General features: G+C 71.3%; 23 protein-coding genes. 15 read left to right on the forward strand and 8 right to left on the reverse strand.

Annotated elements, in window-relative coordinates; all coding sequences use genetic code 11:
- Positions 1–14 precede the first annotated feature (14 nt).
- Complete coding sequence (locus C7S10_RS15865; protein ID WP_108345421.1) at positions 15–947, reverse strand: hypothetical protein; 933 nt, start codon at positions 945–947, stop codon at positions 15–17.
- A 179-nt stretch (positions 948–1,126) separates the two neighbouring features.
- Between C7S10_RS15865 and mraY the strand changes: the two genes are divergently transcribed.
- Both mraY and C7S10_RS15875 read left to right on the forward strand, forming a co-directional pair.
- Complete coding sequence (mraY, locus tag C7S10_RS15870; RefSeq protein ID WP_108345575.1) at positions 1,127–2,212, forward strand: phospho-N-acetylmuramoyl-pentapeptide-transferase; 1,086 nt, start codon at positions 1,127–1,129, stop codon at positions 2,210–2,212.
- 51 nt (positions 2,213–2,263) lie between these two features.
- Positions 2,264–4,309 (forward strand): M3 family metallopeptidase, encoded by a 2,046-nt coding sequence (locus C7S10_RS15875; protein WP_108345422.1) that lies wholly within the window; start codon positions 2,264–2,266, stop codon positions 4,307–4,309.
- 23 nt (positions 4,310–4,332) lie between these two features.
- Here C7S10_RS15875 and C7S10_RS15880 read toward each other — a convergent pair whose 3' ends face one another.
- Both C7S10_RS15880 and C7S10_RS15885 read right to left on the reverse strand, forming a co-directional pair.
- Complete coding sequence (locus C7S10_RS15880) at positions 4,333–5,370, reverse strand: NAD(P)H-binding protein (protein WP_108345423.1); 1,038 nt, start codon at positions 5,368–5,370, stop codon at positions 4,333–4,335.
- 1 nt (position 5,371) lies between these two features.
- Complete coding sequence (locus C7S10_RS15885; RefSeq protein WP_165807179.1) at positions 5,372–5,833, reverse strand: SRPBCC family protein; 462 nt, start codon at positions 5,831–5,833, stop codon at positions 5,372–5,374.
- Between the two features lie 52 nt (positions 5,834–5,885).
- Here C7S10_RS15885 and C7S10_RS15890 point away from each other — a divergent pair, with 52 nt between their 5' ends.
- Complete coding sequence (locus C7S10_RS15890) at positions 5,886–6,515, forward strand: sulfotransferase family 2 domain-containing protein (protein ID WP_133176540.1); 630 nt, start codon at positions 5,886–5,888, stop codon at positions 6,513–6,515.
- On the opposite strand, the gene C7S10_RS15895 is transcribed toward C7S10_RS15890, so the two are convergent.
- Positions 6,503–7,192 carry a sulfotransferase family protein gene (locus tag C7S10_RS15895; RefSeq protein ID WP_165807180.1) on the reverse strand — a complete coding sequence of 230 codons (690 nt, stop codon included), beginning with the start codon at positions 7,190–7,192 and terminating at the stop codon, positions 6,503–6,505. The genes C7S10_RS15890 and C7S10_RS15895 overlap by 13 nt on opposite strands.
- A gap of 34 nt (positions 7,193–7,226) precedes the next feature.
- On the opposite strand from C7S10_RS15895, the gene C7S10_RS15900 reads away from it, so the two are divergent.
- Positions 7,227–8,726 carry a sulfatase family protein gene (locus C7S10_RS15900; protein WP_165807181.1) on the forward strand — a complete coding sequence of 500 codons (1,500 nt, stop codon included), beginning with the start codon at positions 7,227–7,229 and terminating at the stop codon, positions 8,724–8,726.
- Positions 8,727–8,812: 86 nt separating this feature from the next.
- Complete coding sequence (locus tag C7S10_RS15905; protein ID WP_108345428.1) at positions 8,813–9,010, forward strand: hypothetical protein; 198 nt, start codon at positions 8,813–8,815, stop codon at positions 9,008–9,010.
- A gap of 12 nt (positions 9,011–9,022) precedes the next feature.
- Here the strand turns inward: C7S10_RS15905 and C7S10_RS22295 are convergent, their stop codons facing one another.
- Positions 9,023–9,184: a hypothetical protein gene (locus tag C7S10_RS22295; RefSeq protein WP_165807182.1), complete on the reverse strand. Its 162-nt coding sequence runs from the start codon at positions 9,182–9,184 to the stop codon at positions 9,023–9,025.
- 313 nt (positions 9,185–9,497) lie between these two features.
- Between C7S10_RS22295 and C7S10_RS15915 the strand changes: the two genes are divergently transcribed.
- From C7S10_RS15915 to C7S10_RS15940, 5 genes are all read left to right on the forward strand, one after another.
- Positions 9,498–10,136 carry a LuxR C-terminal-related transcriptional regulator gene (locus tag C7S10_RS15915; RefSeq protein ID WP_243395414.1) on the forward strand — a complete coding sequence of 213 codons (639 nt, stop codon included), beginning with the start codon at positions 9,498–9,500 and terminating at the stop codon, positions 10,134–10,136.
- Positions 10,137–10,543: 407 nt separating this feature from the next.
- Entirely contained in the window at positions 10,544–10,825 is a 282-nt protein-coding gene (locus C7S10_RS15925; protein ID WP_108345432.1) for an ArsR/SmtB family transcription factor, read from the forward strand.
- Positions 10,822–11,211: a VOC family protein gene (locus tag C7S10_RS15930; RefSeq protein WP_108345433.1), complete on the forward strand. Its 390-nt coding sequence runs from the start codon at positions 10,822–10,824 to the stop codon at positions 11,209–11,211. Before C7S10_RS15925 ends, C7S10_RS15930 begins: the two co-directional genes overlap by 4 nt.
- Before the next feature lie 25 nt (positions 11,212–11,236).
- Positions 11,237–11,971, forward strand: coding sequence for an NADPH-dependent F420 reductase (locus C7S10_RS15935; RefSeq protein ID WP_243395415.1), 735 nt, complete (start codon positions 11,237–11,239; stop codon positions 11,969–11,971).
- Positions 11,972–12,059: 88 nt separating this feature from the next.
- Positions 12,060–12,551: an Imm26 family immunity protein gene (locus tag C7S10_RS15940; RefSeq protein ID WP_108345435.1), complete on the forward strand. Its 492-nt coding sequence runs from the start codon at positions 12,060–12,062 to the stop codon at positions 12,549–12,551.
- 88 nt (positions 12,552–12,639) lie between these two features.
- Here the strand turns inward: C7S10_RS15940 and C7S10_RS15945 are convergent, their stop codons facing one another.
- Together C7S10_RS15945 and C7S10_RS15950 are read right to left on the reverse strand one after the other, a co-directional pair.
- Complete coding sequence (locus C7S10_RS15945; RefSeq protein WP_108345436.1) at positions 12,640–13,248, reverse strand: flavin reductase family protein; 609 nt, start codon at positions 13,246–13,248, stop codon at positions 12,640–12,642.
- Positions 13,249–13,319: 71 nt separating this feature from the next.
- Complete coding sequence (locus tag C7S10_RS15950; RefSeq protein WP_243395416.1) at positions 13,320–13,892, reverse strand: flavin reductase family protein; 573 nt, start codon at positions 13,890–13,892, stop codon at positions 13,320–13,322.
- A gap of 77 nt (positions 13,893–13,969) precedes the next feature.
- On the opposite strand from C7S10_RS15950, the gene C7S10_RS15955 reads away from it, so the two are divergent.
- Positions 13,970–14,701, forward strand: coding sequence for a dienelactone hydrolase family protein (locus C7S10_RS15955; protein ID WP_108345438.1), 732 nt, complete (start codon positions 13,970–13,972; stop codon positions 14,699–14,701).
- A gap of 11 nt (positions 14,702–14,712) precedes the next feature.
- Positions 14,713–15,180 carry a P-loop nucleotide/nucleoside kinase family protein gene (locus C7S10_RS15960; RefSeq protein ID WP_165807183.1) on the forward strand — a complete coding sequence of 156 codons (468 nt, stop codon included), beginning with the start codon at positions 14,713–14,715 and terminating at the stop codon, positions 15,178–15,180.
- Here C7S10_RS15960 and C7S10_RS15965 read toward each other — a convergent pair.
- Positions 15,145–15,558 carry a hypothetical protein gene (locus tag C7S10_RS15965; RefSeq protein WP_108345440.1) on the reverse strand — a complete coding sequence of 138 codons (414 nt, stop codon included), beginning with the start codon at positions 15,556–15,558 and terminating at the stop codon, positions 15,145–15,147. The genes C7S10_RS15960 and C7S10_RS15965 overlap by 36 nt on opposite strands.
- 139 nt (positions 15,559–15,697) lie before the next feature.
- Between C7S10_RS15965 and C7S10_RS15970 the strand changes: the two genes are divergently transcribed.
- Genes C7S10_RS15970 through C7S10_RS15980 form a run of 3 tightly spaced genes read left to right on the forward strand, consistent with a single transcriptional unit; the run spans position 15,698 to position 18,625 of the window.
- Positions 15,698–16,648 (forward strand): sensor histidine kinase, encoded by a 951-nt coding sequence (locus C7S10_RS15970; protein WP_108345441.1) that lies wholly within the window; start codon positions 15,698–15,700, stop codon positions 16,646–16,648.
- Complete coding sequence (locus tag C7S10_RS15975; RefSeq protein ID WP_108345442.1) at positions 16,645–17,304, forward strand: response regulator; 660 nt, start codon at positions 16,645–16,647, stop codon at positions 17,302–17,304. The genes C7S10_RS15970 and C7S10_RS15975 overlap by 4 nt, the downstream gene beginning before the upstream one ends.
- A 40-nt stretch (positions 17,305–17,344) precedes the next feature.
- A complete protein-coding gene (locus C7S10_RS15980; protein WP_108345443.1) occupies positions 17,345–18,625 on the forward strand; it encodes an alpha/beta hydrolase in 1,281 nt (426 codons plus the stop codon).
- The last annotated feature ends 8 nt before the right edge of the window (positions 18,626–18,633 follow it).

Here is an 18,633-nt window from a genome sequence, read left to right on the forward strand (position 1 = left end):
TAGGGCGCGCTCGCTCACACGGTCGTGCGGGGCGGGTGCTCCTCCAGCCCGGTGAGGTCCGCCAGCAGGTGGGCCCGGTCGACGAGGTGCTGCGCCTGTTCGTCGGTGAGCCCGTTGCCTCGCATCACCGGGACGAGGTCGGCGACCGTCGAGCCGAGGCGGAGGTTGTCCTCGAGCCACGCCACCCAGCCGTCGTCGCGGAGGCCCCGGATCGTCGGCACGAGGGACGTGCCGAAGAGGCGCTGTGCCAGTACGGCGGTGAGCACGCCGCCCGCGCGGAAGTGCTCGACGACCGCGTGCCCGGAGTGGGCGATCGGCAGGATGCTGACGTTGCGCCGGCCCGCGAACCGGACGGCATGGGCGCCGTCGTGGCCGATCGCCGTCCCGATGTCGATGCCCTCCCCGGCCGAGAGCCCGAAGACGAGGTCGATGTCGGGCTGGGGGTCGTGCTGGCGGGCGAGCAGGGCGGGCAGGTCGGCGTGGTCGGCGATGTCGAGCCCGCTTCGCTCGACGGCGTCGAGCACCGGTCCCCACCGGTGGTCGCCGATGATCGACCAGAGGCGACGGTCGAAGCACGAGAGCGTCCCGAAGGACACGACCTTGTCGACACGGAGCAGTGCGCCGTACAGGATCGCGGCGTAGCCGCCCATCGACTGCCCGACGGTGACCACGGCGCTCGGCGCCACCGCCTCGACCTGCTCGCGCAGCGCCTCGACGGTCGATGACACGTCGTGGCCGAGGCCGTCGATGCCACCGAGGTACCACCGCATCGAGGGGTCGCGCACCAGGAGCTTGTTGAGCGGGCGGCCGCTGGCCTGCTCGAGGTTGCGCAGGCGCCCGAGGAGCTCGAACTCCCCGGGTCCGCTCGCGGCGTAGAACCCGAATGTGATGACCAGCGGCGCACCGACCTGCACGACGTCGAGCTGGTGGTTCTGCGTCGTGGTCATGGGCGGGCGAGCCTAGCGACGCAGGCGGCGGACGCGCCAGAGGTGCGGATGACTTCGAGGTGCCACGCGCGGCGGACCCCGGCTTGGCCGCTTCCGTCGCGCACACTGGTCGGCGGCTCGACGACACGACGGACGACACGACGGACGACACGACGGACGACACACGGGAAGGGGACGACATGCGGGCGATCCTGTTCGCCGGTGGGCTCGCTGCGGTCTTCTCCCTGTTCGGCACCCGGCTCGCCATCGGCTGGTTCACCCGGCACGGCTACGGCCAGCCGATCCGCGACGACGGTCCGACCACCCACCACGTCAAGCAGGGCACACCGACGATGGGCGGTCTGGTGGTCCTGCTGAGCGCGATCGCGGCCTACCTCGTGGCGAGGCTGGTGACCGGCACCGCACCCAGTGCGAGCGCCTGGCTGCTGATGCTGCTCTTCCTCGGGTGCGGGATCGTGGGCTTCCTCGACGACTTCATCAAGGTCTACACGCAGCACAACCAGGGCCTCACCAGCCGGGCCAAGATGGCCGGTCAGACGGTCGTCGCCGTGGGGTTCGGCGTGCTCGCCACCCAGCTCTTCGCCGACGAGCGCGGCGTGCGCCCCGCGTCGCTGCACCTCTCGACCACGCAGGACTGGGGCATCAAGCTGCCGCTGGTGGTGGTGCTCGTCCTGATCTGGTTCATCGTGACCGCCACGTCCAACGCCGCCAACCTCACCGACGGCGCCGACGGACTGCTCGCCGGCACCTCTGCGATGGTCTTCGGGGCGTACGTCGTGGTGAACATCTGGCAGAACAACCAGCTGTGCGGCTCGGTGCGCGCCAACGTGGTGGAGTCGAAGTGCTACGAGGTGCGCGACCCGCTCGACCTGGCGGTCTTCTCGGCCGCCATCGCCGCTGCGTGCGTCGGCTTCCTGTGGTGGAACGCCAAGCCCGCCCGGATCATCATGGGCGACGTGGGCTCGCTGGCCATCGGTGGCGCCCTCGCGGGCCTGGCCATCATGTCGCGCACCGAGCTGCTGATGGTCGTCATCGCCGGGCTGTTCGTGATCGAGACCGTGTGCGTGCTGCTGCAGATGAGCTGGTTCAAGATCACCCGCCGCGTCACCGGCACCGGGCGCCGGATCTTCCGGATCGCTCCGATCCACCACCACTTCGAGCACGCCGGCTGGGACGAGGTGACGGTCGTGATCCGCTTCTGGATCGTCGCCGGCATCAGTGTCGCCGCCGGGCTCGGGATCTTCTACGCCGCCTGGCTGGCCTGAGCGAGCGCCGGGCGGCACCCGCTCCGTGCGCAGGTTTGCTTGGATGGCGCCATGACCAACTCCCTGCTGAGCCCGTCGACGCTCCCGTTCGCCCTCCCCGACTACGCCCACCTGACCGACGCGGACTTCCGCGAGGCCATCGAGCAGGGCATGTCCGAGCACCTCGTCGAGCTCGACGCGATCGCAGGGAGCACCGAGCCCGCCACCGTCGACAACGTCCTCGAGGCGTGGGAGCGGTCGGGGGCGCTGCTGACCCGGGCGATGAACGCCTTCTGGGTCGCCAAGGCCGCCGACACCAACGACGAGCGCGACGCGATCGAGGAGGAGATCGCACCCCGGCTGGCCCAGCACGAGGACGCGATCCTCCTCAACGCCGACCTCTACGCCCGGCTCACCCAGCTGCGCGACCGCCGCGACGCGGGCGAGGTCACCCTCGACCCGCAGGAGACCCACCTGCTCGCCGAGCGGCTCAGGGAGTTCGAGCGTGGCGGGATCGTGCTGCCCGAGGCCGAGCAGGCCCGGCTGCGGGAGCTCAACACCGAGCTCGCAACCCTGGCCACCAAGTTCGACCAGCTGCTCGTGGCTGGACGCAACGCCGCCGGCGTGCTCGTCACGGACGAGGCCGAGCTCGACGGCCTCGACGACGATCAGCTGGCGGCGGCGAAGGAGGCCGCGCAGGAGAAGGGGCAGGACGGCTGGCTCCTGACCATCACCAACACGACCGGGCAGCCCGTCCTCGGCGAGCTGAACGACCGGTCGCTGCGCGAGCGCGTGCACCGCGCGAGCGCCGAGCGCGGACTGGTCGCCGGCGAGCACGACACCCGTGGCGTGCTGCTCACGATGACCCGCCTGCGCGACGAGCGGGCCCGGTTGCTGGGCTACCCCCACCACGCCGCCTACGCCGCCGAGGACGGCTGCGCGGGCAGCACCGACGCCGTCAACGACATCCTCGGCCGGCTCGGCCCCGCGGCGTACGACCTGGTCCGCGCGCGCGGCGAGCAGCTCCAGGCCCACCTCGAGACGATCGAGCCCGGCGCCACCCTCGAGGCGTGGGACTGGGCGTACGTCGACGCGCGGCTGCGGCAGCAGGAGGCGGCCCTCGACCAAGGCGCCCTGCGGCCCTACCTCGAGTTCGACCGGGTGCTGACCGAGGGCGTGTTCGCCGCCGCGACCGCGCTCTACGGCATCACGTTCGCGCGGCGCGAGGACCTCGTCGGCTACACCGCCGACTCACGCGTCTACGAAGTGCTGGAGGAGGACGGCAGCCACCTCGGCGCGGTGGTCATCGACCCCTACACGCGCTCGACGAAGCAGGGCGGCGCCTGGATGACCAGCATCGTCGACCAGAGCCACCTGCTCGACGACTCCCCCGTCGTCACCAACACCTGCAACTTCCCGCCGCCCGCGCCCGGCAGCCCGAGCCTGCTGTCGTGGGACAACGTGATCACGCTGTTCCACGAGTTCGGCCACGACCTGCACGGCCTGCTCTCCGATGTGCGCTTCCCGAGCCGCAGCGGCACCGCGGTGCCCCGCGACTTCGTCGAGTTCCCGAGCCAGGTCAACGAGATCTGGGCGCGTGAGCCCAGCCTGCTCGCCGCCTACGCCCGTCACCACGAGACCGGGGAGCCCCTGCCGGCCGAGCTCCGCGACCAGCTCCTCGGCGGGGAGGGCAAGGAGACCTTTCGCTACGCCGAGCTGCTGGGCGCGATGATCCTCGACCAGGCGTGGTACCAGTCGGCCGCCGACGACCTGCCGGCCGACGCCGAGGGTGTCGAGGACTTCGAGCTGGCCGCCCTCGAGCGGGCCGGCGTCCGCTACGCACCGGTGCCGCCGCGCTACCGCTCGGCCTACTTCCACCACATCTTCGGCGGTGGCTACTCGGCGGCGTACTACTCCTACCTCTGGTCCGAGATCATGGACGCCGACACGGTCGCGTGGTTCGACGACCAGGGCGGGATGACCCGGGAGGCGGGTGAGCACTTCCGGCGCACCCTGCTCGGCCCGGGCGGCTCGCTCGACGCCATGGACTCCTACCGCACGTTCCGCGGCGGCGACCCCGACCTCGCGCACCTGCTCCGGCGCATCGGGGCGGAGTAGCGGCGAGCAGCGCCGAGTGGCGCTCAGCCCTCGATGAGCGGGCGGAGCCGGTGCCAGGCGAGGCTGGCGCCGGCCCGCACGGTCCGCGGCGCGGGCAGCCGGTCCACCCACGGCGCGTCCTGGCGCGTCCACGACGGGTCGCTGAGCAGCGGCCCCTCCAGCCCGGTCCCGGCCAGGGCGCGGGCCATGGCCTCGCGCACGGTCAGCAGGGGCGCGCCGTCCGCCGGCTCCCAGGTCGCGCCGTCACGGCAGACCATGTCGTGGCGCAGCGACTCGACGAGCGCGGTGACGGTCCAGAAGGGCGCCTGCACCAGCCCGGCGGTGCCGGCGGCGACCACGGCGGTGGGAGCGAACAGCAGTGGCACGCGCACGCGCAGCAGGCCGGCAGCCCGGGCGTACGCCGCCAGCAACCGCGGGTAGGCCATGACGTCGGGGCCCCCGATGTCGACGGCGCCCTCGAGCGTGGACTCGGGCGTGAACGCCTCGACGAGGGCACGCACGGCGTCGGTGACCGCGATCGGCTGCACGCGGGTGTTCAGCCAGGTCGGGATCGGCTGGACGACGAGCAGCGAGCCGAGCTGCCGGATGACCTCGAAGGATGTCGAGCCGGCGCCGATGACGATGCCGGCGCGCAGGGCGAGGGTCGACGCGTTCGAGTCGAGCAGCTCCTCCTCGACGTCGAGGCGCGACGCGATGTGGGCCGACAGCTCGCCGTGCGGCACGTCGGGCACCAGGCCGCTGAGGTAGACGAGCCGCGAGACCGAGGCCGCGTCGACGGCGCGGCGTACGACCTGGGCACCGAGCAGGTCGATGCCCGAGAACCCGCGCGAGCTCAGCGAGTGGACGAGGTAGCAGACGCCGTCGACGCCCTCGATGGCCGCGGCGACGTCGTCGGTCGAGGTGACGTCGCACTGTGCCCACTCGACGATGCCGCCCCACTCGAAGCGCGCGGGGTCGGGCGGTGACGAGGAGGCGGCGACGACCGTGTGGCCGTCCGCCAGCAGGGCGGGGACCAGCCGGGAGCCGACGTAGCCGGTGGCGCCGAGGACCAGGATGCGCATGTCATTCCCCCAGGTGTCGCAGCATGTTGGACGCGAACCGCTTGCCCATCGCCGCGACCACGCCCGACATCACGGTCTCGACGGCGATGCGCGACACCCGCGGCAGCGGTAGGTCGCACCAGATCTCGAGGTCGATGGCGACGTGGGTGCCGGTGCCGTCCGGGGTCAGCTCGTAGTGGCCCTCGACGCCGGTCCGCTCGTCGGTGCGCTCCGCGTCGTGCGCGAACACGATCCGGGTCGGCTCCTCGAAGGTCATCACCTCGGTGAAGGTGGGCGTGATCGTCGCGCTCATCACCGGGATCCGTGTCAGGTGCCAGGTCCAGCGGTCACCGTCGACCTCGATCCGCTTGAGGTACGGCGTCAGCTCGGGCAGCAGGTCCGGGTCGGTCAGGACCTTCCACACCAGGTGGGGCTCGGAGCGCAGCGTCGCCTCGGAGGTGTTGCGGGCGCGGAATCGGTTCACCTGCCCGAGCCTAGGGTCCACCCCCACGGCGGTCGCTCGATACCCTCGCCACGTGCTCATCTCCGACGAACGCCGGATGCTCTTCGTCCACATCCCCAAGACGGGCGGCGCCTCGGTCGAGCAGCTGCTCCGCGAGATGTGCCCCGACGCCCGCTCGGTCGGCAAGCAGCGGCACGCGCGGCTGCGGCGCATCCTCGCCCAGCACCCCGAGCTCGCGGGCTACTGGTCCTTCGGGTTCGTCCGCAACCCGTGGGCGCGGATGGTGTCGTGGTACTCCATGATCGAGACCTGGGACCGGCGCTGGGGGCCGTCCTCCGGCCGACCGCAGGAAGGCCAGTGGGGCTCGACCCGCGACGGCAACCCGTTGTGGCGCACGGTCGCGGCCTACGCCGACTTCGAGGAGTTCATCCTCCGCGGGACCGCCGAGGTCGATCGGCTCGCGATGCCGCAGGTCGACTACCTCGTCGACGGCGAGCAGCGCGCCGACTTCATCGGCCGCACGGAGAACCTCGCCGCCGACATGGCGACGGTCCAGCGCGAGCTCGGCATCGAGGTGACGGAGATCCCGCGCCGCAACACGACCTCGCACGGGTCCTACCGCGACTACTACTCCCCCGCCGCCCGCGACCGCATCGGCGAGGTCTACGCCAAGGACGTCGAGGCGTTCGGCTACGACTTCTGAGCGCCCTTGAGGTGCTTCGTCTTCGTCGGTCGAGGGGGTACGGCGAGGGGCGTGCCCCTCGCCCCGGACCACTCGCCGGTCTCGGCGAGCCGTGACTGCACGGCGTACTCCGGCGCGAAGTAGTCGACGAGCTCGGCGCGCGTCTGCGCCGACAGCTCGGGAGCGATCCGCTCGGTCGAGACGTTGCGCCGCTCGACGCTCACGTCGGCGCCGACGCGGTCGCCGAACCACGCCTGCCACACGTCCGGACGCTCGACCGAGAGGACCCGGTCGACCTCGACGACCCCGTCGAGGGTGATGAAGGCACCCGGACGGCCACGGGGCGTCGGCGCCGACGGGTCGGCATCGACGTACGCCCGGGCGAAGTCCTCGAAGGTCAGCTCCTGCGTGGAGTTGTCGCTGCCGTCGTCGAGGCGTGCGCGGTAGCGCCACCAGGACTCGAGCCACCGGACCGGGTCGCGGAACATCGTCACGAGCTCGTAGCTCTCGCGCGGGTGGCCCTGCGCGGCGAGGTCGGGGGCGACGCGCTTGGTGAACCCGGCGCAGCCGAGGTGCTTGCGGCTGGGCGGCCGGTCGATGACGAGGGAGGCGTACGGCGCCAGCGCGGACTCGATCGAGGTGGACGCACACTTCGGCATCGCCAGCAGCACGAAGCCGTGCTGCGGGAAGGCCATCATGGCGACCGATCATGTCAGAGTTAGGGTTCGAGACGTGTCACGACCACCCGCCCTCGCCGTCACCCTGCTGCTGCTGGCGGGGGTGGTCCTGGCCGGGTGCTCGGGGAAGGAAGCCGCGGCCCCGGCCGCGAGCCCGCCGCCTGCGACGTCGGGCGTGCGCGTCGGCGACCAGCCCAACATCGTGCTGATCACGTCCGACGACCAGACCAAGCCCGAGCTGAAGTGGATGCCGCAGACGCGACAGCTGCTCGGCAGGACCGGCGTGACGTTCAACAACATGATCGCGCCGCACCCCAACTGCTGTCCGGCGCGGGCGCAGATCCTCAGTGGGGAGTACGCCCAGAACAACGGCGTCCGCACGAACTCGCCGCCCTGGGGCGGGCACGAGGGCTTCGACCCCGACACGGCGCTGCCGCTGTGGCTGCAGGAGGCGGGCTACCGCACCGGCTTCATCGGCAAGTACATGCACGGCTACGACCAGGACGACGGCATCGAGCCCGGCTGGGACGAGTGGAAGCCGATCGTCGGCACGCTCTCCGACTACCGCTCGTTCCTGCAGTACGACAACGGCCAGCTGGTGCAGTTCACCGAGAGCGACTACTACACCGACGTCGTTGCGCAGCAGTCCACCGACCTGGTGACGCAGTTCAGCAGCACCGGCCAGCCGTTCTTCCTGTGGTCGAGCTTCATCGCGCCGCACGGCACCTGCCAGGGCAACAGCGAGACGGACTGCTCGGGTCCGCCGCCCGCGGCCGACCGCCACGCCGGGCTGCTCGGCGACGTGGTGCTGCCGTCGCTGTCCGCGCCGTCGTTCAACGAGGCCGACCGCGGCGACAAGCCCCGCGACGTGCAGGAGCTGCCCGAGGTCGTCCCGGCCGAGCAGCAGACGATCTACACCGCCCGGCTGCGCACGCTCGCGGCCCTCGACGAGGCCGTGGCCGGCATCGTGTCGGCGCTCGACGCCGCCGGCACCCTCGACGACACGGTCATCCTGTTCACCAGCGACAACGGCTACCTCTTCGGCGAGCACCGCCTCGTCGGGAAGAACGTCCCCTACGAAGAGTCGCTGCGCGTCCCGCTCGTGATGCGCGGACCCGAGATCCCGGCCGGCGAGCGCCGCAAGCAGATCGTCTCGATGACCGACCTCGCGCCGACCATCGCCGAGCTCGCGAAGGCCGAGCCGATGGTCGAGATCGACGGCCGCAGCCTGCTGGGGTACGCCGTCGAGGACCGTCGCCAGCGCGACCGCGGGCTGCTCATCCAGGCCGGGTCGAAGGGCAAGGACAAGGCCACCGCCTGGAAGTGGCGTGGCGTGCGGACCAAGCGCTACACCCTCGTGCGGTGGCAGCGCCCGCGGTTCGTGGAGCTCTACGACCGCACCACCGACCCCTACCAGCTGACCAACGTCGCCCTCGACCCCGACTACCGCCAGGTGCGCAGGGCGCTGGCCGACTACCTCGACGTGCTCGAGGACTGTGCCGGCCCGAAGTGCCGGACGCTGGTGCCGAAGCTGCCGGAGCCGGGCGTGCGCTGAGCGGTCCGGCACGGCGCGAGGGGCGTAGCCTCGTGCCGTGACCGGACCGGGCGCCACCAGCAGTCGGGGGTCGCCCCGTCCAGGCGGTGCTCGCCATCGTCTGGGTCGGTCTCGGCTTCTGGGCGTTCGAGGACGGCGACACGTGGCGCGGCCTCGCCGCTGTCGGCGCCCTGGTCGGTGCGATGTACTGGTTGCCGGGGTCCGTGGTCGCCCAGGTGATGGGGAAGCCGTTCGTCAGGCGGCGGAGGGGCTCCGACCAGGTCAGCTCGCCCGGCCCGGGCTGAGCGCCGGACCCGTCAGCCGCATCCGGTCGTGCCTGTCCCCGCGCCGTCGGTGTCGATGCCCCACTCGCACAGCCACCCGTCGTGACCGCCGGTGGCCTCGAGGAGCATCAGCACGACGAGCAGCGAGATCAGCGCGATCACCCCGACCACGGCCCGCGTCGCCACCGTCCTCATGACGTGAGGGTACGGCGCCATCGACCGCGACGTCATCACCCGATCGAGGGCTGACGAGCCGACGCGGCGCGACGTCGTCACCAATCCGGACGGACCGCCGACCCCGAACTGTTGATGGGCAACAGCCGGGCAACCGCCAGGCGACACGCTGGGTGGCAGCCCGGTCCGTCGCAGTCGACAGGGGGATGGACCAGTGCGCATGTCAGCGCGTGCCACCCCTGCGCGGTCCGGGACGGAGGTCGCTGTGGACGGGACGGACCATGCCTCATCGCCGCCCAGCGACGGCGACCGGCAAGGGGCGAGGGTCGTGATCGTGGACGATCACGCACTGTTCGCAGAGACCATGCAGCTCGCACTGCTTCGCCATGGCTACGACGCGCTCGTCCAGTCGCTGCCCGAGGACGGCTCGATGGCCACGCTCCGGGCCACCGTCCTGGGCAGCCGGGCCCACACCGTGCTGCTCGACCTCGACCTCGGTCCGTTCGGCGACGGCATCGACCTCGTCGCTCCCCTGGCCCAGTCCGGAGCAAACGTCGTGGTGGTGACCGCCTCCGGCGACCAAGGTCGCTGGGGAGCGTGCGCGCGCTTGGGGGCGAGGAAGGTCGTGTCGAAGAAGCAGCCGCTGCGACAGATCCTGAGCATCGTGCGGAGGCTCGAACAGGGTCTGTCGGTGATGAACAGCGGGGAGCTCGAACGCCTGCTCGGCGCAGGGCGCCACGCGCGGCTGTCCACCGACGACGCGCGGCGCCGCCTCGACCTGCTGAGCCCGCGGGAGAGGCAGGTCCTCGGCGCACTGATCGAGGGACGCCACGTCCACGAGATCGCGCGCAACGACGTCGTCTCCGAGGCGACCGTGCGGGGGCAGGTGAAGGCGATCCGCGAGAAGCTCGAGGTCACGTCCCAGCTGGAGGCGGTCGGCCTGGCCAACAGCGTCGGCTGGCGCTCGTCGTGAACCGCTGCGGCGGCCTCAGCGGAGTGTCATCAGCTCGTCGAGGACCAAGGTGGCCGCGCTCGACGACGTCCGGGAGGTCCTCCGCGAGCTCCGCGAGGCACGAGGACCCGCAGACGTAGGCGCGCTGGATCCCGTCCAGCAACGGAGCGAGCTCCGCAGCGGTCGGAGGTGCCGCGGGAGGGTCGTCCACCGTGTGGCGTGTGTGGGCGACGGTCGCGCCGGACCGGTGCAGCTGGTCGCCGTACGGCGACGCCTGTGGACGAGGATCCTCGACCTGATCGGCGCATGGACGGACGCGAGGCGGCCAGCGAGGTTGCTCGACCCGGACCTTTGCGCTCTCTGAGCCACCCCCTACCTCTGAGCCACCGCGTTGACAGGCAAGTCGATGCTTGCCTATTGTCGACGCCGTGGCCGACATCTACAAGGCGCTGGCAGACGGGACCCGCCGGGCCCTGCTCGACGAGCTCGTCGAGCGCGACGAGCAGACGCTCTTCGAGCTGTGCTCGCGCCTGGCGCTCAAGCACGACCTCACTCTCACGCGCCAGGCCGTGTCGCAGCACCTCGACATCCTCGAGGCGGCCGGCCTGGTCGAGGCCGAGCGCCGAGGGCGCTACAAGTTCCACACCATCGACACCCGTCCGCTCGCGGAGATCGCCGAGCGGTGGCCCACCCGGAAGGCAGACGCATGAAGCTACACACCGTCAGCATCTTTGTCGACGACCAGCAGCAGGCCCTCGACTTCTACACCGGTCCGCTCGGTTTCGAGGTCACCGCGGACGTTCCCCTCGGGGAGCACCGCTGGCTCACGGTCAGGCTGGGCAGCGCCGTCGAGGCGACCGAGGTCTCGCTCGAGCCCAAGAGCCACCCCGCCGTGGCGCCCTTCACCGAGGCGCTCGCCGCAGACGGCATCCCCTACTGCGCGCTCAGCGTCGACGACGTCCATGCCGAGCATGAGCGCCTCACCGGGCTGGGGGTCACCTTCACGCAGCCCCCGACCGAGATGGGTCCGGTCATCGTCGCCGTCCTCGATGACACCTGCGGAAATCTCCTGCAGCTCGCGCAGTTCACGAGCTGACCGATCGTCGGCGTCGCGGCGGGCGATGCCCCGGAATGAAGACACCCCGGAGTCCGTTCGGCTGAGCATGACAACTATCGGACTCATCGGCAGTGGAAACATCGGCAGCACCGTTGCTCGCCTCGCCCTCGCTGGCGGACACGACGTGGTTCTCAGCAACAGCAGAGGCCCCGAGACCTTGGCCGAGCTGGTCGCTGACCTCGGTCCCGGCGCCCGAGCGGCCACCGCTGCTGAAGCCGCCGAGGCCGGCGACATCGTCGTCGTCACCGTGCCGCTGAAGGCCTACCGCGACGTACCCGTCGAACCGCTCCGCGGCAAGGTCGTCATCGACACCAACAACTACTACCCCGACCGCGATGGCCACATCGCTGAGCTCGACGACGAGACCACCACTACCTCCGAGCTCCTACAGGCCCACCTCCCGGAGTCGCACGTCGTGAAGGCCTTCAACAACATCTTCTTCGCTCACCTCGGCGCCCTCCACCGGTCCCGAGGTGGCGCCGAACGCTCCGCCCTCCCGATCGCCGGAGACGACGCCCTCGCCAAGGACACCGTCACCCAGTTCCTCGACTCCGTCGGCTACGACGCCTACGACGTCGGACCCCTCGCCGAAGGATGGCGCTACCAGCGGGACACGGCCGCCTACGTCCACCCCTACGTCGATCCCGACGCCGAGGACTTCGCCACCGCGAGCCGTCCAGCACCCGCTGCCGACCTCGAGAAGGCGCTGGAGGGTGCAGTTCGCTACCGCGACATGTGAGCGGTGCCGAGCGCCAGGCGCGTTTCTTCGTGGGGGGTGTGCTGAAGCCATGCACATCGCGGCAGATGGGTGCGTTCTACTCTGACGCATGCCTAGCCCGCAGACGAACCTCAAGGTCCTGAGACGCTCGAACAGACGGCCCGAGCAGGGCGACATCTTCGCCATGGGACTGTCAGACGGCACCTTCCTCTTCGGGCGGGTCGTGGGCGCAGACCTGGAACCGCCATTGGCGCCCACGCCCTCTGCGTTCCTCATCTACGTCTATCGGGACCGCGCGCGGACGAAGACGACCGTGCCAGACGACCTGGGACCTGACCGGCTGCTGCTCCCGCCCTTGTTCATCAACCGGATGCCGTGGACCAAGGGCTACTTCGAGACCCTCCATCACCAAGCACTGGACCCAGCCGCGTTGCTTGTGCAGCACTGCTTCTGGGATGCGGCGCGAGCGCGCTTCGTCGATGAGCGGCAGCAGCCACTGGCACGTGAGACGCAGCCCAGTGGTGACTGGGCGCTGTGCAGTTACCGCTGGCTCGACGACCGGATCAGCGACGCGCTGGGCATTGCGCGGGCTCCTGAGTAGTAACGCTGCCGGGAGCGAACGCACGCTCGTCTCGACATCAGAGGACGTTCGGCCGGATCAGGCAACGTCGCGCGGCGGAACGGCTGGGTCACTGTGGGCGGCGCATGTCGAACCGGTTGTTGCTGTCGATGCCGAAGTAGGCCGTCGGCCCGCCCGCCCGCAGGATCGGCTGCGCCCGGACTGTGTCGTAGACGCCGTCGACCAGCAGGTCCTCGTCGATGTGTACGCCGACCACCTCGCCGACGGTGAACCATGAGCCGCTGGCCTCGCCCGTCGCGGTGCGCAATTCGATGATCTGGGTGACTCGGCACTCGAAGGTGACCGGTGCCGCGGCGACTCGAGGCGCCTTGACCTCGAGCGATGCTGCGGCCTCGAGTCCCGCCGCCTCGAACTCGTCGACGTCCTCGGTGGTGGAGGTCGCGTTCATCTGCTCGGCCAGCGGACGGTTGGCGAGGTTCCAGGTGAACTCGCGCGTGGCCTCCGCGTTGGCCACTGTCCCCTTCCAGCCGTTGCTGGAGAAGCCCACCAGCGGCGGGGTGTAGTTGAGCGCGTTGAAGAAGCTGTATGGCGCGAGGTTGCGTCGTCCCTGCGCGTCCAGCGTCGCGATCCAGCCGATCGGGCGCGGCGCAACGATGGAGTTGAACGGGTCGTGCGGAAGCCGGTGACCCTCCGCGGGGCGGTAGAAGTGTTCGCTCACCTGAGCATGACATCAGAGAGCGCTCACGTCGGCGGATCCAGGTGTCCGGACGAGCCCGCGTGAGAACGCTGTCAGCTGCGGTAGGCGCCGCGGTAGTAGAGCAGCGGCTCGTCGACGTCCCCGGCGGCGAGCCCGACGACCGCGCCGATCACGAGGTAGTGGTCGCCGGCCTCGTGGATCGAGTGGACGGTGCAGTCGACGTGCCCGACGGTGCCGGCCAGGAGGGGCGAACCGGTCGCCGGGGTGGGCGTCCAGTCGACGCCGGCGAACTTGTCGTCGCTGGCGGAGGCGAAGACGTCGGACAGCTCACGCTGGCCGGCGCCGAGGAAGTTGACGCAGAAGGTGCCGGAGCGCTGGATGGAGGCGAAGGCGCGCGACTGACGCGTCGGCAGGAAGGCGACCAGCGGCGGGTCGAGGGACACGCTGGTGAACGACTGGCAGGTCAGACCGGTGGCCCGTCCGTCCAGCACCGTCGTGACGACGGTGACGCCCGATGCGTAGCGCCCTAGCACGTCGCGGAACATCCGGGCGCGCACCTCGGCCAGCTCGCCGTCGACCTCGATCGTCTCGCCGGGTCGCCACTCGAAGTCGTGCCGGGCGCTGCCCGGGAACGACTCGACAGGCTCCTTCGGCAGCTCGCTCACCCCGACAGTGTCGCCGATGGTCCGCCGCGACCGAACGGGTGACCCCCGCGAGCCCCGGTGTGCGCCACACTGCGCACATGACCTTTCCTGACGGCTGGACCCGCGGCTCGCACACGCACGACGGCGTCAGCCATGCGACGTACAGGAAGGGCAGCGGTCCCGGCGTGATCGTCATCCACGAGATCCCCGGCATCACGCCCGAGGTCGCGACCTTCGCGCAGGAGGTCGTCGACGCCGGCTACACCGTGGTCATGCCGAGCCTCTTCGGCACGGACGGCGCGGACATGACCGCGCTCTCGACCGCCAACGCCCTGAGGCAGGTGTGCGTGAGCCGCGAGTTCACCAAGCTGCGCACCGGCGAGACGACGCCGGTCGCGGTCTGGCTGCGCTCGCTGGCGCGCGACCTGCACGCGGAGCTCGGCGGACCGGGCGTGGGCGCGCTGGGGATGTGCTTCACCGGCGGCTTCGCGCTCGCGATGATGGTCGACGAGTCCGTCACCGCGCCGGTGCTCTGCCAGCCGAGCACGCCGTTCGCCGTCGGCAGCAAGCGCGCCGCCGACGTCAACCTCTCCCCCGGCGACCTCGACATCGTCAAGGGCCGCTGCCAGGGCGGGCAGCAGGTCCTCGGCCTGCGCTACCGCAAGGACCCGGCCGTGGGCACCCGCTTCGACACCCTCACCCGCGAGCTCGGCGACGCCTTCATCCGGGTCGAGTTCGAGGGCAAGGGGCACTCCACCGTCACCGCGCACCGCCAGCAGGCAGGCGTCGACGCGGTCCTGGGCTTCTTCGCCGACCACCTGCGCACATGACCCTCGTCGTCATGACGGGCCTCCCGGGCAGCGGAAAGAGCACCGTCGCGCACCGCATCGCCGGCGAGCTCGGCTGTGCTGTCATCTCCGTCGACACGATCGAACGCGGCCTCCACGATGCCGGGGTCGATTCAGCGCAACCGGTCGGCCTCGCGGCGTACGCCGTCGCGAACCGTCTCGTCGACGTGCAGCTCAGCCTCGGCCACACCGTCGTCGCGGACGCGGTCAACGACCATCCCGAGGCGCGGCAGGCGTGGCTCGACCTCGCGGAGCGGCACGGGGTGGACCTGCGGGTCGTCCACGTCCGGTGCAGCGACGAGACACTGCACCGCCAGCGCCTGGAGACCCGTGACCACGAGCTGCGCGAGGTGCCGTGGGAGCGGGTCGTCGCGCTGAAGGACGCGTGGACGCCGTGGCCGGTCGAGACCGAGCTCGTGGAGACCTCAGGACACGCGAACGAGTCGCCGCAGCTCGGGTGAGACGACCACGTCGGTCGAGGCGACCGTCACGTGCTCGATCCGGACCCCGGGCAGGCCGTCGCCGATCAGGTCGTCGACCGACTCGCCGGTGATGGGGAGCTCGCCCACGAGACGCTCGGCGATCAGGTGCCGCAGCCGCGAGCCGAGCTGCGTGTCGACGAACTCGTCGGGACCGGGTCCGGCGTCCTGGGCGTCGAGCACGGTCAGCACGTAGGTCGCCTGGAGGTGCGCCGTCACACCGTCCGCCGTCGTCGCGGTCGCCACGACGACCCTGTGCCGGGGCTCGAGGGACGGCCGCTCGCGGGACGAGAGCAGGCGCAGGACGGTGCCGGCCGCGAGGGCGGCGACGATCAGTCCGACGACGAGCACGATCTCCATGGGTCCTCCTCAGGCTGGTCGGGTCCCCCCGAGCGCATCGGGAGGGACCCGCATCACCAGTCTCCGGGGTCGTACGGCGCGAGCCCATGGGGTCCGCCACCCACATCCGCGTCGGCCGCGCCGCACCTAGGGTGGCCGCATGGCGAGCGACCTCTCCCTGTCCACCCGCGTGATCGTGATCAACGGGTTGCTCTTCGCCGCCGGCACCGCCGTCCTCGCGCTCTCCCCCGCGACCGTCTCCAGCCAGCCGGTGCTCTCGGAGTCCGTCGTGCTGCTCGTCGGCCTCGCCGTGATGATCGTGGCCAACTCGGTGCTCGTCCGCCGCGCCCTGCGGCCCCTCGAGCGGCTTCGGCATCAGCTGACCAGTGCGGCGTCCGCGGCCCCGGAGGAGCGGGTCGCGGTGCCGGCCTCGGGAGTGACGCGCCCGGTGTCCGTCGCCGTCAACGACCTGCTCGAGCGCATCGACGACGCCCAGCGCGCCAGCGCGGCGGCCGCCCTCGCCGCCCAGGAGTCGGAGCGGTCCCGGATCGCCCAGGAGCTGCACGACGGGGTCGGGCAGTCACTGACCGCCGTCCTCCTCGAGCTCAAGCTCCTCTCCGAGTCCGCCCCGTCGCCTTCGCTCGATCGGGTGCGCGACGGCGTCCGGGCCAGCCTGGACGAGGTGCGGTCGGTCGCGCGGACCCTGCGCCCGCACGTGCTGGAGGACCTCGGCCTGCGCAGCGCCCTCGCCGCCCTGACCCAGGACCTGTTCGGCTCCACCCGCACCCACGTGCGCCGCGGCATCATGCCGGGTCTTCCCGACCTCCCGGCCGACGTGGAGCTGGTGGTCTTCCGGGTCGCCCAGGAGGCGTTGACCAACGTCGCCCGGCACGCCGAGGCGACCACGGTCGAGCTGAGCCTCGGGATGGTCGGGCGCGAGATCGAGCTGCGTGTCACCGACGACGGTCACGGCCTGCCGCGCGGCGCCGAGGGCACCGGGCTGCGCGGCATGCGCGAGCGGGCCGCCCTGGTCGGCGGGCGGATCGACGTGGCGCGTCGCGACGGCGGCGGCACCGTCGCCGCCCTGCGCGTCCCGGTGGCCGCACCATGACCACGCGGGTGCTGCTCGCGGACGACCACGTCCTCGTGCGCCGCGGGGTGCGGATGATCCTCGACCAGCAGCCCGACTTCGAGGTGGTCGCGGAGGCCGACGACGGCCACGAGGCCGTGCAGCTGGTGCGCGACCACGAGGGCGACCAGCCGATCGACCTGGCCATCCTCGACGTCGCCATGCCCCGGATGACCGGCCTCCAGGCAGCCCGCGAGATCAGCCGGCGTCCGGCCCACCCACGGCTGCTGATGCTCTCGATGCACGACAACGAGCAGTACTTCTTCGAGTCGCTCAAGGTCGGCGCCTCGGGCTACGTCCTCAAGTCGGTCGCCGACCGCGACCTGCTCGACGCCTGTCGCGCGGCGATGCGGGGCGAGTCGTTCCTCTACCCCGGGGCCGAGAGCGCGTTGGTGCGCGACTACCTGGAGCGGCTGCGTCGCGGCGAGCGGCTGCCCCGCGCCGTACTCACCCCGCGCGAGGACGAGGTCGTCAAGCTGATCGCGGAGGGCAACTCGTCGCGCGACATCGCGCGGCTGCTGACGATCAGCGTGAAGACGGTCGACCGGCACCGGGAGAACGTGCTGTCCAAGCTGGGGATGCGCGACCGCACCGAGCTGACGAGGTATGCCGTGCGGGTCGGTCTCATCGAGCCGTAGCAACGGGAACACGTTCTAGTTGGCGGCTACGATCGTCGGCGTGAGCTACCTGCGACGCCAGGCCATCGTGGCCGCCCTGACCGCCAACGCCCTCCGTCCGCCGACCGGCCCACGCTCGGGTCTCTACGCCTTCGCACCCGGATGGATCCTCGGCGAGCTGGCCCCGCAGGTGTTGGCGCTCACCGCCCTCGACTCCGCCGCCCAGCTGCGCCCCGGGAGGCGGTCACGGCTGCGCACCAAGATCGGGTTCGGGCTCGCGGCGGCCAGCAGCGTCGGTCTCGCGCACATCATCCGGCAGTCGCAGCAGGTCCGCGCGCGGGTCGAGGACGCGCTCGTCGAGGGCCTCGGGGTCGACTACGTCGAGCAGCTCGACGCCGCCCCGACCCCGGCCGAGCTCGCGACGCCATGGCGCAAGCTGCTCAACCCCTTCAACTTCACCGACCGCGCCGTCCGGGTCGAGCGGGACATCGCGTACGGCGAGTACGGGCCCCGCTCGACCCTCGACATCTACCGCCCGGCGGACGACGAGCAGCTCGCGGACGCGCCGGTCCTGCTTCAGGTCCACGGCGGCGCGTGGACCGTCGGCAAGAAGGACCACCAGGGCATCCCGCTGATGCAGCACATGGCGCAGCGCGGGTGGGTGTGCGTCGCGATCAACTACCGGCTCTCGCCGCGCGACGCCTTCCCCGCGCACGTCGTCGACGTGAAGCGGTCGATCGCGTGGATCAAGGAGCACATCGCGGACTACGGCGGCAACCCCGACTACGTCGTCATCACCGGCGGCTCGGCCGGCGGCCACCTGGCCGCCCTCGCCGCAGTCACGCCGAACGCGAAGGAGTGGCAGCCGGGCTTCGAGGACGCCGACACGAGCGTCCGGGCGGCGGTCCCCCACTACGGCGTCTACGACTTCGCCGCCTCCACGGGCCTGCGCAGCGCGGAGTCCATGCGCGACGGGTTCCTCGCACCCAAGGTCCTGAACAAGCGCTGGGACGAGGAGCCCGAGGCGTTCGAGGCCGCGTCCCCGATCCTGCGGATCGACGGCGACGAGCCCGACTTCTTCGTCATCCACGGCGACACCGACTCGCTGGTCGATGTCGGCCAGGCCCGTGCGTTCGTGGAGAAGCTGCGACGGGTGTCGAGGAGGTCCGTGGTGTACGCCGAGCTGCCGGGCGCCCAGCACGCCTTCGACGTCTTCCCGTCGATCCGCTCGGCGCACGTCGTGCGCGGGATCGAGCGCTACCTCGGGTGGCACTGGAACACGTGGCGGGCCGGCCTCGCCGTCGACGAGGCCGAGCCGGAGCAGGTCACGACGACTGGCTGATGGAGCCG

This window comes from Nocardioides currus, assembly GCF_003057875.1.
GTDB lineage: Bacteria > Actinomycetota > Actinomycetes > Propionibacteriales > Nocardioidaceae > Nocardioides > Nocardioides currus.

What these genes read in the sequence shown, in the direction of transcription:
- C7S10_RS15865 (WP_108345421.1), bottom strand. Translation starts at nt 947, where the DNA reads ATGACCACGACGCAGAACCACCAGCTCGACGTCGTGCAGGTCGGTGCG.
- mraY (WP_108345575.1), top strand. Translation starts at nt 1,127, where the DNA reads ATGCGGGCGATCCTGTTCGCCGGTGGGCTCGCTGCGGTCTTCTCCCTG.
- C7S10_RS15875 (WP_108345422.1), top strand. Translation starts at nt 2,264, where the DNA reads ATGACCAACTCCCTGCTGAGCCCGTCGACGCTCCCGTTCGCCCTCCCC.
- C7S10_RS15880 (WP_108345423.1), bottom strand. Translation starts at nt 5,370, where the DNA reads ATGCGCATCCTGGTCCTCGGCGCCACCGGCTACGTCGGCTCCCGGCTG.
- C7S10_RS15895 (WP_165807180.1), bottom strand. Translation starts at nt 7,192, where the DNA reads ATGATGGCCTTCCCGCAGCACGGCTTCGTGCTGCTGGCGATGCCGAAG.
- C7S10_RS22295 (WP_165807182.1), bottom strand. Translation starts at nt 9,184, where the DNA reads ATGAGGACGGTGGCGACGCGGGCCGTGGTCGGGGTGATCGCGCTGATC.
- C7S10_RS15930 (WP_108345433.1), top strand. Translation starts at nt 10,822, where the DNA reads ATGAAGCTACACACCGTCAGCATCTTTGTCGACGACCAGCAGCAGGCC.
- C7S10_RS15935 (WP_243395415.1), top strand. Translation starts at nt 11,237, where the DNA reads ATGCCCCGGAATGAAGACACCCCGGAGTCCGTTCGGCTGAGCATGACA.
- C7S10_RS15940 (WP_108345435.1), top strand. Translation starts at nt 12,060, where the DNA reads ATGCCTAGCCCGCAGACGAACCTCAAGGTCCTGAGACGCTCGAACAGA.
- C7S10_RS15955 (WP_108345438.1), top strand. Translation starts at nt 13,970, where the DNA reads ATGACCTTTCCTGACGGCTGGACCCGCGGCTCGCACACGCACGACGGC.
- C7S10_RS15960 (WP_165807183.1), top strand. Translation starts at nt 14,713, where the DNA reads ATGACGGGCCTCCCGGGCAGCGGAAAGAGCACCGTCGCGCACCGCATC.
- C7S10_RS15965 (WP_108345440.1), bottom strand. Translation starts at nt 15,558, where the DNA reads ATGGAGATCGTGCTCGTCGTCGGACTGATCGTCGCCGCCCTCGCGGCC.
- C7S10_RS15970 (WP_108345441.1), top strand. Translation starts at nt 15,698, where the DNA reads ATGGCGAGCGACCTCTCCCTGTCCACCCGCGTGATCGTGATCAACGGG.
- C7S10_RS15975 (WP_108345442.1), top strand. Translation starts at nt 16,645, where the DNA reads ATGACCACGCGGGTGCTGCTCGCGGACGACCACGTCCTCGTGCGCCGC.